The organism is Campylobacter concisus (assembly GCF_002912425.1).
GTDB classification, from domain to species: domain Bacteria; phylum Campylobacterota; class Campylobacteria; order Campylobacterales; family Campylobacteraceae; genus Campylobacter_A; species Campylobacter_A concisus_AH.
Genome location: NZ_POYR01000061.1, coordinates 13,200 through 26,088, shown reverse-complemented (window position 1 = coordinate 26,088; position 12,889 = coordinate 13,200). Strand labels below are relative to the sequence as shown.

The following is a 12,889-nucleotide window of genomic DNA, read 5'->3' as shown; positions in this document are numbered from 1 at the left end:
GAAAGGCTAGTGTTTAGGTTATCAGTCATCTTTGAAAGATGAGCGGCTGCAAGTGAGATTTCATCCATACTTTTTGAGTTTTGTTTTGAAATTTCATCGATATTTACGATGCCTTTTATCAGCTCTTCGACCTTATTTCCAGTCTCTATATAGTCCCTCGTAGAGGTTTCATTTAAGCTAACAGTCTCGTTCATTAGCTGGTTCATATTTTCTATTTTTTCATTTATCTGGGCTGATTTTTTACAAAGCTCGCCAGCTTTTTTAGCATTATCGCCGATGGTATGGCTTGAGTTTGAGATCGCTTCAACGATTAAATTTATAGTTGCATTTATCTCGCTTAGGCTATTTTGCGTGCGTTCAGCTAGCTGTCTAACCTCATCAGCCACGACTGCAAAGCCACGTCCATGCTCTCCTGCACGCGCTGCTTCTATTGCGGCATTTAGAGCAAGTAAATTTGTCTGATCAGCGATGTCATCGATGATATTTAAGACATCTTTTACATTTTTAGCTTGATCAGCTAGGCTTTTCATAGAGCTAGCGAGTGAAATTTCGCTATTTGCAGCCTCATTTACATTTTTGCTAAGTCCCAAAACATCGTTTGAAACTTCATTTATATATAGACAGGTTCTTTCAAGATTTTCTTTGCTCTTCTTAGCCTCTTCAAATGAGCTCTTTATCTCTTCTGACATATTTTTTGCCATATTTGTCGTATCTGTGACGATTAGCGAAGATTTGTTGGTTAAATTTGTAGTTTGAGCTGATGTTGAAGAGAGTTGCTCGGCAATAGAAGAGTTCTCATGCGCTAGGCCTTTAACGCTCTCTATCACAGATCTTAGCTCGCTTGTTAGGTCATTTATAGAGCTTTTGATGTTTGAAATTTCATCTTTGCCACTAACTTCAAGCTTTTTAGTAAGATCGCCTCTGCCACTTTTTATCTCATCTGACATCGCGGTTAAATTTGCAACGATATTTTTTATAGGTCTGATAATCGCCCTACTTAAGATAAATAGCACGACAGCTATCAAAACAACCGTGATCAGGGCGCAAGCGATGATAAAGGTTCTTGTATTTTGGCTGTTTTGCTCGTTTAGCACGACCTTTGTCTTTTCTATCTCGTCCGCCAAGTCATCAACATATACGCCACTTCCTAGCATCCACTTATATGGCTCAAAATTTGCAGCGTAGCCAAGCTTCTCCACTGGCTCCTGCCCCTCTTTTTTCGCCCAACCAAATGTAACAAATCCGCCACCTTGTTTAGCCTTTTCGATGAGCTCTTTTATCAGAAGTAGCCCTTTTGGATCTTTTAGTCCGATCAAATTTTTACCCACAAGCGATGGCTTTTCAGGGTGCATCAAAACAACGCCGTCGTAGTCGTAGATGAAGATGTAGCCGGTCTTGTCGCTAAAGAATTTTAGCTTTGAGACGACTCTAAAAATTTCTTGTTTTATCTCATCGTCGCTTAGCCCTTTTTCTTTGCCGCCATTATAAATTTCACGCATCATTTGGTTGATCGTCTCAACGTCATCTTTTAAATTTTCTTTTCTGGCATTTACCAGCTCATCATAGGACTTGTTGGTGAAAAACTGAGTTAGATCGCTTGAAAATTTGCTATTTAAAAAGATGAGCAAACAGCTGACAAGTAAAACTGAAAAAACAAAAGTGAGAATTATCTTTGTAGATATTTTCATAGCACACGTCCTTGCATTTTGGGATTTCCTAAAAATTGCGTGCCATTTTATATCTTAAAATCTTAATTATAAATTAACTTTTAAAATTTAAGGAAAAAAAAGAAATTTTGATGAGAAAATTTACTCAAAGCCCAAAATAACGAATAAGTTACAAATATTATTATCTTAAGCTTTAAGCGTTAAATTTTATAAAATTTAGTTGCCTCTGCTTCCAGGCTTAATAGCCTTGCTACCACCTTTGCAAAGCGGACAGTGCTCTGGCTCGTAAATTTCAAATTCAAAATTCCCCAAAGCGAAAAATGGCTTATCACTTGGCAGTTTTGCATTTGCTTTAGCTTCGTTGCCCAAATTTGCAACCTTGCAAAAGCCACGATTTGCAAGTGCTGCAAAGCCAACCACCTCGCCACCAAGGCTCTCTATCACGTGGGCTGCCTCAAGTGCTGAGCCACCAGTTGTGATGATGTCCTCACAAACTATAAATTTCTCGCTCTTTTTCACTTCAAAGCCGCGCCTTAAGCTCATCACCCTATCAACGCGCTCTGTAAATATAAAGCGCTTTTTCGCCGCACGAGCTAGCTCATATCCAGCTAAAATTCCACCAAGTGCAGGAGAACAAACACTATCAAATTTAATGCCAAATTTCTCTATCACACGTGCAAGCTCATCTGCTAGCTTTGCAGCAAGTGCTGGGTCTTCAAGTACCTTCGCACTTTGCAGATAAAACTGCGAGTGGTTGCCACTACTTAGCAAAAAGTGCCCCTCCAAATACGCCCCAGCGTCCTTATAAATTTTTTCTAAATCCATCGCTTTTTCCTTTTAAAATTTGCCAAAAATCTTAACACATACCCACTTAAGCCACTCTTTTTAAAATTTAATAAGCCCCGCCCTTGTATAATTCTTGCACTCATACAAAAAGGACACACATGCTTCTCTTTAACCCTGTTGTTTTTAGCATTTTGGTGATGACGGTGCTATGTTTGCTACGTTTTAACATCCTGCTTTCTATCCTCGTTTCTGCGCTTGTTGCTGGGGTTATGTATAAGCATGGTTTTAGTGGATTTGAAAGTGGTTTGGCAAGCGGTTTTGAGAGCTTTTTTACGGCTCTAAAAGAGACCACGCAAAGCCTCATAAGCGGTATGCAAGGCAACCTTGAGACCTCTCTTAGCTACATCTTGCTAGGTGCTCTTGCAGCTGCCATCGCAAATACAAATTTAACAGCCATTTTGATAAATGCAATGAGTAAATTTCTTAGCTCAAATAAATTTATCTTCATACTAACTATCGCATTTATCGCTTGTTTGTCTCAAAACTTGATCCCAGTTCACATAGCCTTCATACCTATCTTGATCCCGCCACTTCTTGCTCTTATGAATAAAATGGGCATAGATAGACGCGCGGTGGCTTGCGCTCTTACATTTGGCCTACAAGCGCCTTATGTGAGCCTTAGCGTTGGCTTTGGTCTTCTTTTTCACAATATCCTTAAAAAAGAGCTAGCAAACAACGGCATAAATACAACCATCTCAGACATCTCATCAGTCATGTGGATAGGCGGTGCATCGATGTTTGTGGGGCTCATCTTAGCCATACTTTTTTATAGTAAAAAAAGAATTTATAAAACTTCTAAATTTGAAAAAGCCGAGCTTGATGAGATCGAGCGCGCAAAAAGTCTTGAGATGACTAAAAAAGAGTGGGCGGTCTTAGCTGGTGCTGTTGTCGCTTTTGTCGTGCAAATTTATACTTCGCTCTTGCCACTTGGCGCGCTACTTGGACTTTTGGTAATGGTTGTTTTTGGAGGCATCGAATACAAAAAAGTAGATAAGATCATGGATAATGGCCTTGCTATGATGGGCTTTATCGCATTTATCATGCTTGTTGCTGCGGGATATGGCACTATTTTAAGAGAGAGTGGCGGTATAGACGAGCTTGTAAAATACGCTAGCTTGGTATCTGGCGGCAAGATAGGCGGAGCATTTTTGATGCTACTTATCGGACTTTTAGTCACGATGGGCATAGGCACTAGCTTTGGCACGATACCTATCTTAGCCTCTATCTACGTACCGCTTTGCCTTAGCCTTGGCTTTGGCGTGCCAGCTATCATCTTGCTAGTTGGTATAGCAGCAGCTCTAGGCGACGCTGGAAGCCCAGCAAGCGACAGCACACTTGGACCAACGAGTGGTCTAAATGCTGATGGTGAGCACAACCACATATATGATACTTGCGTGCCTACGTTTATATTTTTTAACATCCCACTAATCATCGGTGGCATCGTAGGTGCGTTGATACTTGGATAAATTATGATAGATAAAAAATAACTAAAATCTATGTAAGGAGTAAAAATGATAGGTATGCTAGTTGCCGAAGAGACACCACAGATAACTCAAATTTTACAAAAAGCGTTTCAAGAGATAAAACGAATAAACCCTCATGCAAGGGTTGAATTTGTAGATTATAACGACTACTACGTAAATAAAGAAAATGAACAAAATTTGAAAGAACTGATCGCAAAGCATAGACGTGGCGAGCTTAAATATTGCACTCTTGATGATGTGATCGCTGAAACCGATGCCATAATAGAAGGCAAAATTTAAGATGAAAATTCTTTTTACAGATGATTTTAAAGAGAATTTAAAAGAGATATTAAAATTCATAAAACAAGATAGCAAGGATCGCGCATATAACTTTCGCGATAGTCTAAAAAACGAAATCATGAAAATCCCTGAAAGACCATACTCTTACAGAGAAAGTCTAACTATGAAAGATACTCAAGTAAGAGACTTGGTTTTCAAGGGATATGTTGTTGTATTCGTCATAGATGAGGGCGAACAAACTATTACTATCATATCAATCCATAAATACAATCTGCCAAATTTAAAATATCCTCAGTAACTATTTTTTACCGATATAAATTTTGGAACATCTTTTGCTTTAGAAAGATCATAAAAAATTTTAAAACGAGAAAAAAGGATAAGCTCATGATGAGATCACTTTGGTCTGGTGTTTCAGGCCTACAAGCCCACCAGATAGCCATGGACGTAGAAGGCAACAATATCGCAAACGTCAATACCTATGGTTTTAAATACAACCGCGCAAATTTTGCTGATATACTAAGCCAAACTCCAAGAGTTGCTACCGCTCCACAAGGTCAGCTAGGCGGTCAAAACGCTATGCAAATAGGTCTAGGAACGACTATAAACTCAACTACAAGAATTTTCTCACAAGGCACACTAACAGCCACTGATAAGCAAACCGACCTTGCTCTTCAAGGAAATGGCTTCTTTGTCGTCTCTCCAGATGGCGGAACGACAAGATACTATACAAGAAACGGCGACTTCGTCCGTGATAAGGCTGGTAACTTCGTAAATAATAGTGGCTACATCGTTCAAGGCTGGACTAGAGATGATGAGACTGGCACTATCGACTCAACAGGTCCTATAAGCAACATCGTCATCAAAGAAGGTCTTACAACTCCAGCAAGAGCGACAACGGAAGTTAAAATAAAAGGTAACCTCGACTCAGGCAACAGCATCGGTCAAAGAAGCACACCTATTTACGCACTTGATTCAGTTGCTGGCGGACGTGATTTTAATAATGATGGAATTTTAAATGCCAACGAAGTTCATAACGAAAACGATACAAACAACGATGAATTTTATACAAACTCAAGAAACGAGCAAATTTTAACAGAGCGTGGTGTCGATCTTGGCGTTACATTTGACGAGCTTGGAAACGGTCTTGCTCTAAGAGATGGTCAAGGTATCTGGGTAAGCTACGCAAATGCTAAGACTGAGAAATTTTCAGTAGGTAGCGCTCTAGCACAAAACATCGGTCAGATCAATCCACCAGCTACACTTGATATAACACTAAATGGACAAAACATCAAAACTCAAGCTGGCACAATGACAAGCATTAGTGACGTCGCAGCTGCTATCAACGCTCAGTACAACAAAACTGGTGTTAGAGCTGAAATTTCAGAGGGTAACAAACTAACGCTTATAAACAGAAACAACTCAGGTACAACCGAAGAGACAAAAAACATCCACCTAACAGTAAATGCTGGAAACACAGTTGGCGGTCTAGCTAGTAAAGATATCATAACAGCTTATCAATATGTCTATACAAGCTCACAAACAACAGCTGTTCATCCAAATAACGACAAAATCGCAAGACAAATAACAACAACAGAAGATCTTCGTGCTGCTATGCAAGAGGATGCTAGAAACCATGTTGATTATAATGGCGATGGTCAAATAAGAGCAAACTCTGACGCACTTGATGCAGCAAAACTTGCAACTGCCGCTCACAAGGTAGCCCCTGGTACAGGTGGTGCAGCTATAACAAATCCAGCCTATGCACTAGCATATAACAACGCTTATGCGGCAGCAGCTGGCACACCTGATCAAAAACACGCAGCAGGTGTTGCTGCACTTCAGGCAGTAGCTGGAGATGATACGAACGATGGCGTAAAGATCACTGTAAATAAACTAGGTCAATTTCAGTTAGAAAACCCTACGAATGAAATAGCTGATCAAGCTCTTTATATGACTACAACTGGTCTTACAAAGCCAGCTCAAGGCACAAACAACGCAGCAGTAAATGAAAACGTTCGCTTTACAAATATCATGAAAGCACTTGATGGCGCACTAAGCCCTGGTCAAGCTCTAAGAGCAAGTGGCAAGATGATGATGTCAAGTCACGGCTCAACGGCTGAAATTTTTGACTCACTTGGCTCAAAACACACAGTTAGCGTCAAATGGGCAAAAGTAGGCACTACAACAGATGGTGGAACTGAGTGGAATATGATCATCCAAGTACCAGAGCCTGCTAAGATAAACTACACAGGTGAAGGTCCAGATAACATCGTGACTGGCTCATTGAGATTTAACTCAAACGGCTCGCTTGCTAGTTTTCACCCAGCTACGATAACATTTTCAGCTAACAACGGCTCACAAAGTGGCCAAAACGTTAGTTTAAATTTTGGTTTGGGAACTGATTTTAACGGACTAACAAGCTTTGATAAAGACTCTTCAACTGAGTCTATCTCACAAGATGGCTACACAGGTGGCACACTAAATGACCTAAAGATCGACGAAACTGGTACGATTATCGGTGCATTTACAAACGGCCAAAGCTTTGGTCTAGCTCAAGTTGCACTTGCTAGCTTTACAAACAACGAGGGTCTTCAAAGTGAGGGCGGAAACGTCTTTTCACAAACTGCAAACTCAGGCGAAGCAGTCATAGGCGCAGCAGGTACAGGCGATAAAGGAACGATCGCGGCTTCAAAACTAGAAGCTAGTAACGTCGATCTAAGCCGTGCGCTAACAGATCTTATCGTCATCCAAAGAGGCTTTCAAGCAAACTCAAAAACTATCACAACAAGTGATGAGATGCTAAATACACTTCTTCAACTAAAACAATAATAAAGGGGGCGCTCGCTCCCTTTTAAATTTACAAATAAAATCAGCCTTCTTTTTGTAAAATGCTAAAAAATTTCACAAAAAGAGAAAATATGCAAGTAACACTTCTAAATCACACCCCACTAAATATCTGCTCTCACGCGATCCGCACATGCTGGCAAAGCTTTGACAAAGGCGACAATGGCGGCGAAAAAGACGTCGAACTGATAGATAGAGTGGGTAATAAATTTAAACACGCATCAACGCTAGAGCACCTATACTATAACTTCTATATCCAAGGCATCTCGCGTGCGCTACTTCAAGAGCTGGCCCGCCACCGCATAGCGAGCCTAAGCGTCAAATCAACCCGCTACACGCTAAAAGAGCTAAAAAAAGAGGAGAAATTTGAAGTAGGGCAGTTTGAAAGAGCGGCTAAATTTATCGTGCTAACAAATGACGAAGTGGTCGATAACGCAAGCATAAAAGCACTTGAAAACTTACGTGAAATTTTAGCCTCAACTACAAAGAGTCTAGACATCGTCAAATACTGCCTGCCAGAATGCTATAAAACCGAGCTTACATGGAGCATAAACGCTAGAAGCTTGCAAAATTTCATCTCTCTAAGAAGTTCAAAATCAGCCCTTTGGGAGATAAGAAATTTAGCAAATGCTATCTACAATGCCCTGCCAAATGAGCATAAATTTATCTTTGAAAAGTGTTTGCCAGAAGATGAGGGTTAAAATTAAGTGTAAAACATCACCAAAGTATAAATTTAAAAAGTGTTCTAATATCTTTTAAAAATATCTTGGTGTCTGCCTATTTTAAAAAGCTTTAAAATTTTATCATCTCTTTGATAGATTATTACCAAATCTCCAAAAACGTGGCACTCTCTAAAATCTTTTAAGCTTCCAGTAAGCTGATGATCTTTTAAATCATCAGCTAATTTTTCATCATTTTGTAGTTGAAAAACCACCTTTGAAATCGCTTTTTCATCCCATCCTTGCTTTAAAACTAACTTCAAATCCTTTTTGTAAGTGCTAAAAATTTCTAAAACTCTCATCAATGATTTTCTTGTTTTATTTCATTGATCAAGTCATCATGATTTTTGTAAAACCCAACACTTTTTGCGTTTTTTAAATCAAGCAATGTCTGCTCTGTCGGTATCTCTTGCTCTTTTGAACTATTGACATACTTGATTTTATATTTTGGATCCATAGCTTGTGCCATCGCTTTAAATGCCTCAATAGCCTTTTGACTGATATTATCGCCTATTATTGTTATTGTTTGCATAGTATGCCTTTTTGTTTTTTTAGGGATTATATCATTTTTTGTTTTATTGTGTTTTTGTCTAAATTTACTTTTTCAAAACGTAAAGAAGCTCGTCTACGTGGATGTTTCTAGCTTTTAAATTTCTGCTGCCGCGGTAGGCGTTATACTTTTGGCGCAGTAGTTGAACTTTGCCCATTTTATTTAGATTTTTATCAAATTCATCTTGATTGATAAAGCCCTCTGAGTTAAACGAGATAAGCACAAATTTCGCCTTTAAATTTGCTATGAGCTCGAAAAATGCCTCGCTTGCTGATGACTTTTTATTAAAAACTGACCTGTTCCAGTCCTTTGCGATGCCTGAAACTTTTGAAATTTTACTTGGCTCCTCATAGCTTGCGATGAGATTTAGCATGAAGTAGTTTGAGCCGTATGGATGCTGGTTATAAGGTGGGTCAAGATAGACTAGATCAAGCCCATCAAGCTCTTTTGCCAGTAAATTTGCATCCTTTTGATAGACCTCAAATGGCACGCTAAAATTTGAAAAAATTGGCTTAGTCAAATTTATATCAGAGGTGATCCTTGAGATGGCATTTTGCCCCCTGCCACCAAACTGACCGATGCCCTCTTTATTTTTATGAAAACCTTTAAAAATTCCACTCGTATTTGCATGCACGCTTGCGTTATAAAGTAGTGGAGCTATGAAAAATTTTCTCATCTCCTCTGGCAATATCTCATCTATGAGCCTTCTTGCGGTATCAATAAATTTGGCATTTTTCCTTGTGTAAAAGACCCGCTCGCCAAATGCGATATTTTCATCATCTTGCGGGGCATAAAGCCTTGTTATAAAGCCCTCATGAAGGCTATTTTTTATCTCTTCTTCAAGTCTCATTTGCCAGAAATTTATCTCATCTCTTAGCTCATTTGTGGCGTTTTGTAGGTAGCATGAGTTTGTGATGAAGCTATAAAGCTCCAAGTCGTTTGCGACTATAAATTCGCTATTTTGTTTTAAAAACCTAGCCACCACGCCGCTTCCGCTAAAGAGATCGCAGCAGCTAAGCTTCTCTTTTTTAAGCTCGTCTTTTGCGTATTTTACGCCTCGCTCGATAAAGCCTAAAAGAGAGCGTTTGTTACCAAGATAGGTTAAAATTTGCTCTTTTAGATAGGCTTGATTTTCTTGTCTAGCTGGTTTCAAATCAGTGCTTTTTTAGTCCCATAGCATCAACGTCAAGCTTGATCTCATCGTTGTTTATGATGACTAGACCATGATCTAGAATTTTCTTTGCTATGGCGTGCGCCTCATCAAGTGAGTGCATCTTGTAAGTGCCACATTGAAATTTATTTAGCTCTGGGATATTATCTTGATCTTTGACTTCTAAGATGTCCTTCATAGAGGCTAGCCATGCCTTTTTTACAGCTTCTTCGCTAGGTGTGCCGATCACACTCATATAAAAGCCCGTCCTGCAACCCATCGGCGAGATGTCTATGATCTCAACGCCGTTGCCGTTTAAATGGTTTCTCATAAAGCCAGCAAATAGGTGCTCTAAAGTGTGAGTGCCTTTTTCTGGCAAAATTTCCTCATTTGGCTTGCAAAATCTCAAGTCAAAAACGCTGATATCATCGCCCTTTGGGGTCTTCATACTCTTTGCTAGTCTAACTCCTGGGGCTTTCATCTTCACATGATCTACGCAAAAACTATCAAGTAGTGGCATATATTCTCCTTTAAATTTTTGGTAATTTTAGCGTAAAAAAGATTTAAAATTTAAAGGCCCACGTAAATTTACATGAGCCTAGTAGTATTTTTGGGTATTAAAATTTATTTTTTCTAACGTCTGTTAGTATGACCTTTGCCATGCCATCTATCTCGCTAGTTACTTCATTTGTGTTACTAACAACGCTTCTATTTTCTTTTGTGACGTTATCTATCTGAGCGACACTTCTATTTATCATATTTATGCCCTCAGCCTGCTCTTTTATGCTCTCACTCATCTCGTTGATTGATTGAGCCAATACATTTGTATTTGCCTCGATCTCGCCTAGACTTTTTTGTGTCCTTTCAGCTAGTTTTCTAACCTCATCAGCCACAACCGCAAAGCCACGTCCATGCTCACCTGCACGAGCCGCTTCTATGGCAGCATTTAGAGCAAGTAAATTTGTCTGATCAGCGATGTCACGGATGATGACGATGATATTTTTGATCTCATCGCTTTGTCTTATGACGTCCCCTGTCTTTTGTGAGATGGCATTCATAGAGCTACTCATCTGCTCAACCGCAGCCGCGCTCTCTTGGATAGAGTCAGCTTGTTTGCTCGCACCATCAGTTAAATTTCTCATAGACTCAGCAAGCATCGTTGCTTTTTCTTCTAAAATTTGAGCTTGATTTAGGTTGCTATTTAGCATAGCACTTATAGCGTCACCTGCGTTATTTATGCCAACCATCATAGCTTTTAGATCAGCCTCTATGTCATCTCTTAGCTCGATCTTAGCGGTGTAGTCGTTATTTGAGTAGGCTTTTAAGATATTTATGACGCTGCCTAAATTTTGACTGATAGAGCTAAAGAAGGTATTTAGCAGATCTTTTAGCTTGATAAGTGATGGGTTGTTTGGATTTTCACTTAGTTTGACGCCTAAATTTCCTCTTATCATATTATTTGCAGCTACGTTTAGCTCTTCAAGCATGGTGTTATCTTTTTTGATGCCAGCTATGACTTTGTCTATGTTTTTATTTATCTCTTCACTCATCACGCCAAATTCATCAGTCGTGTGGATGTCTAGCTTGCTTGGGGCAGTGCTGCTCTCATAAGTGATAAATTTAAAGGTATCAGAAAGCTTCTCTTGGATAACGCTGATAGGCTTAAGCGAGCGTTTTAGTAGCACGAAAACAATAGCTGAGAGTATGACTATAAAGAGCACTGCAAGCATTAGCTGAGCTTTTAAGATAGGCATAGTGTGGTTTGAAAAGGTATCCGCACCTATGGCGACGGTTGCAAGCCAGCCATCATCGTTGATAGGTAAAATTTTAGCCGTTACATCTTGGTTTTTAGAGTTTTTATATGAGATCAGACCATTTTCGTCAAATTCTTTATTGTTATATTTTTCTGAGACGACCTTTGTAGCTGGCAAGATAGTACCAACCTCTGAAGATACGTCAGAAAAGAGCATAGTGCCATCTTTTCTCATCACATAAGCATATCCACCATCGCCAGTGTTGCCTATCTCGATGATCTTGTCGCTAACTTTCTTTACATCCACATCTATACCAGCAACGCCAACAAATTTACCATTTTTAGTAACTGGAGCGGTGAAACTTACAACAAGATCATTTGTAGAAGTGACCCTTGGCTCGGTATAAATTTCTTTATTTTTCTCTTTTGTGCTCTTATACCAGCCTCTAGTTCTTGGGTCGTAGTTATCAGCTACGGTTGTTCTTTTACCATCTGACTGAAAGAAGTGTCCATCCTCATCGCCGTAATAGACATATTTCACCGCAGAGTTTGCGACCTTTTTTTCTAATAAGACAAAGTTCATTATCTCATCGCCACTTTGAGCGCCTTCAACTGCTGATGAAATTTTCTTGACGTACTCTAAATTTTCATCAAAAAAAGTGTTTGCAACACTCTTTATATCTTTAAGGACTTGATCCTCTTTGCCACTGACAAGCTCAACGATCTTGTCCTTTGAAGTAAAATAACTAACCGCCGAGATAGCGCAAAACGAAATGATGAGTAAGATCATCAAGGCGAGTGCTATCTTATTTGTGATAGAACGAAACACCTCTGCTCCTTTAAATTTTGTTTGAAATTCATTTGTAAAACAAAATCGGAGCAAAAGTATAAATGTTTATAGTGTTCTCATAAATTCGGTGCTATAAATTCCCTCGATACGTCTTTTCATATCATCATGCCAGCCATTTGTAAGAGTGGTGAGGGCGTTAAATTTCTCTAGTAAATTTAAATTTTCACTTGGTGCGTAAAAGAGCCTGTTTATCTCTAAAATGCTCATATGAACTGGGTCACTTTCTATAACCTCTATCGCGTCGCCTGCCTTGCACGAGCCTGGCGTAAGAACGCGGTAGTACCAGCCAGTAAGGCCTGTTTTGAAGATGTGAGTTGCCATATTTTCATTGCCCCATCTTTTTGAGAGCTTAAAGCATGGCTTTCTAGGCTGCGAGACTTGAAGCACAAGTGAGCCAATCTTATGGATATCGCCCACATAGACGCAGCTCTCATCAAGCCCATCAACGCACAAATTCTCCCCCATCGCCCCATAAGCCATATTTTTTAATCCTAAAAATTTCTCCCACTCGGCATAGTTTGCAAATGAATTTGCAAAGACTGCCTTTTCAGGGCCGCCGTGATGCTTCGTATCAGCGACGCTATCGCCCTCAAAGCCAAGCTCATTTGCGAAAATTTCGCCATTTTGAGCTACTTTAAAAATAGCCGAGCTCCAAGGTAAATTTAGCTTATCAGTCGCATTTTTCGAGCCGTAGTTTTTCACATCTCCGATTAGTAAAGCTTTTAGTGTTGCCATATTTTTCCTATC

General features: G+C 39.5%; 12 protein-coding genes and 3 pseudogenes. 5 read left to right on the top strand and 10 right to left on the bottom strand.

Annotated features, from left to right (window positions below):
• Positions 1-301: 301 nt before the first annotated feature.
• The 3 genes and pseudogenes from CYP84_RS11250 to pyrE all read right to left on the bottom strand — a co-directional run.
• Positions 302-491 (bottom strand): annotated as a pseudogene (locus CYP84_RS11250) (methyl-accepting chemotaxis protein); the annotation flags it as partial.
• Between the two features lie 351 nt (positions 492-842).
• A pseudogene (locus CYP84_RS11245) lies at positions 843-1,688 on the bottom strand (cache domain-containing protein); the annotation flags it as partial.
• 195 nt (positions 1,689-1,883) lie between these two features.
• Positions 1,884-2,492, bottom strand: a complete 609-nt coding sequence (pyrE, locus tag CYP84_RS03740; RefSeq protein WP_103636720.1) for an orotate phosphoribosyltransferase — start codon at positions 2,490-2,492, stop codon at positions 1,884-1,886.
• A 119-nt stretch (positions 2,493-2,611) separates the two neighbouring features.
• Here pyrE and CYP84_RS03735 point away from each other — a divergent pair, with 119 nt between their 5' ends.
• The 5 genes from CYP84_RS03735 (at position 2,612) to thyX (ending at position 7,821) form a co-directional block, all read left to right on the top strand.
• Positions 2,612-3,979 (top strand): Na+/H+ antiporter NhaC family protein, encoded by a 1,368-nt coding sequence (locus tag CYP84_RS03735; protein ID WP_103636719.1) that lies wholly within the window; start codon positions 2,612-2,614, stop codon positions 3,977-3,979.
• Between the two features lie 45 nt (positions 3,980-4,024).
• Entirely contained in the window at positions 4,025-4,276 is a 252-nt protein-coding gene (locus tag CYP84_RS03730) for a hypothetical protein (protein WP_103636718.1), read from the top strand.
• A gap of 1 nt (position 4,277) precedes the next feature.
• A complete protein-coding gene (locus CYP84_RS03725; RefSeq protein ID WP_103636717.1) occupies positions 4,278-4,574 on the top strand; it encodes a type II toxin-antitoxin system RelE/ParE family toxin in 297 nt (98 codons plus the stop codon).
• A gap of 86 nt (positions 4,575-4,660) precedes the next feature.
• Entirely contained in the window at positions 4,661-7,105 is a 2,445-nt protein-coding gene (gene flgE, locus CYP84_RS03720; RefSeq protein ID WP_103636716.1) for a flagellar hook protein FlgE, read from the top strand.
• A gap of 89 nt (positions 7,106-7,194) precedes the next feature.
• On the top strand, positions 7,195-7,821 hold the full coding sequence (thyX, locus tag CYP84_RS03715; protein ID WP_103636715.1) for an FAD-dependent thymidylate synthase: 627 nt from the start codon (positions 7,195-7,197) through the stop codon (positions 7,819-7,821).
• A gap of 44 nt (positions 7,822-7,865) precedes the next feature.
• Here thyX and CYP84_RS03710 read toward each other — a convergent pair whose 3' ends face one another.
• The 7 genes and pseudogenes from CYP84_RS03710 to CYP84_RS03685 form a co-directional block, all read right to left on the bottom strand.
• Positions 7,866-8,141, bottom strand: a complete 276-nt coding sequence (locus tag CYP84_RS03710) for a type II toxin-antitoxin system RelE/ParE family toxin (protein WP_103636714.1) — start codon at positions 8,139-8,141, stop codon at positions 7,866-7,868.
• Positions 8,141-8,371 carry a hypothetical protein gene (locus CYP84_RS03705; RefSeq protein WP_021088739.1) on the bottom strand — a complete coding sequence of 77 codons (231 nt, stop codon included), beginning with the start codon at positions 8,369-8,371 and terminating at the stop codon, positions 8,141-8,143. The genes CYP84_RS03710 and CYP84_RS03705 overlap by 1 nt, the downstream gene beginning before the upstream one ends.
• Positions 8,372-8,435: 64 nt before the next feature.
• Positions 8,436-9,542, bottom strand: coding sequence for a DNA adenine methylase (locus CYP84_RS03700; protein ID WP_103636713.1), 1,107 nt, complete (start codon positions 9,540-9,542; stop codon positions 8,436-8,438).
• Position 9,543: 1 nt separating this feature from the next.
• The gene (gene luxS / locus CYP84_RS03695) at positions 9,544-10,059 is read right to left on the bottom strand and encodes an S-ribosylhomocysteine lyase (protein ID WP_087583359.1); all 516 of its coding nucleotides are present in this window, start codon (positions 10,057-10,059) and stop codon (positions 9,544-9,546) included.
• A gap of 97 nt (positions 10,060-10,156) precedes the next feature.
• Positions 10,157-10,597, bottom strand: coding sequence for a methyl-accepting chemotaxis protein (locus CYP84_RS11240; RefSeq protein WP_430393506.1), 441 nt, complete (start codon positions 10,595-10,597; stop codon positions 10,157-10,159).
• 753 nt (positions 10,598-11,350) lie between these two features.
• A pseudogene (locus tag CYP84_RS11235) lies at positions 11,351-12,082 on the bottom strand (cache domain-containing protein); the annotation flags it as partial.
• A gap of 105 nt (positions 12,083-12,187) precedes the next feature.
• Positions 12,188-12,877 (bottom strand): MOSC domain-containing protein, encoded by a 690-nt coding sequence (locus tag CYP84_RS03685; protein ID WP_103636711.1) that lies wholly within the window; start codon positions 12,875-12,877, stop codon positions 12,188-12,190.
• Positions 12,878-12,889: the final 12 nt, after the last annotated feature.

Coding starts and splice junctions, on each gene's coding strand:
- CYP84_RS03685 (WP_103636711.1), bottom strand. CDS start 12,877: ATGGCAACACTAAAAGCTTTACTAATCGGAGATGTGAAAAACTACGGC.
- luxS (WP_087583359.1), bottom strand. CDS start 10,059: ATGCCACTACTTGATAGTTTTTGCGTAGATCATGTGAAGATGAAAGCC.
- CYP84_RS03730 (WP_103636718.1), top strand. CDS start 4,025: ATGATAGGTATGCTAGTTGCCGAAGAGACACCACAGATAACTCAAATT.
- pyrE (WP_103636720.1), bottom strand. CDS start 2,492: ATGGATTTAGAAAAAATTTATAAGGACGCTGGGGCGTATTTGGAGGGG.
- CYP84_RS03735 (WP_103636719.1), top strand. CDS start 2,612: ATGCTTCTCTTTAACCCTGTTGTTTTTAGCATTTTGGTGATGACGGTG.
- CYP84_RS03710 (WP_103636714.1), bottom strand. CDS start 8,141: ATGAGAGTTTTAGAAATTTTTAGCACTTACAAAAAGGATTTGAAGTTA.
- CYP84_RS11240 (WP_430393506.1), bottom strand. CDS start 10,597: ATGAATGCCATCTCACAAAAGACAGGGGACGTCATAAGACAAAGCGAT.
- flgE (WP_103636716.1), top strand. CDS start 4,661: ATGATGAGATCACTTTGGTCTGGTGTTTCAGGCCTACAAGCCCACCAG.
- CYP84_RS03705 (WP_021088739.1), bottom strand. CDS start 8,371: ATGCAAACAATAACAATAATAGGCGATAATATCAGTCAAAAGGCTATT.
- thyX (WP_103636715.1), top strand. CDS start 7,195: ATGCAAGTAACACTTCTAAATCACACCCCACTAAATATCTGCTCTCAC.
- CYP84_RS03725 (WP_103636717.1), top strand. CDS start 4,278: ATGAAAATTCTTTTTACAGATGATTTTAAAGAGAATTTAAAAGAGATA.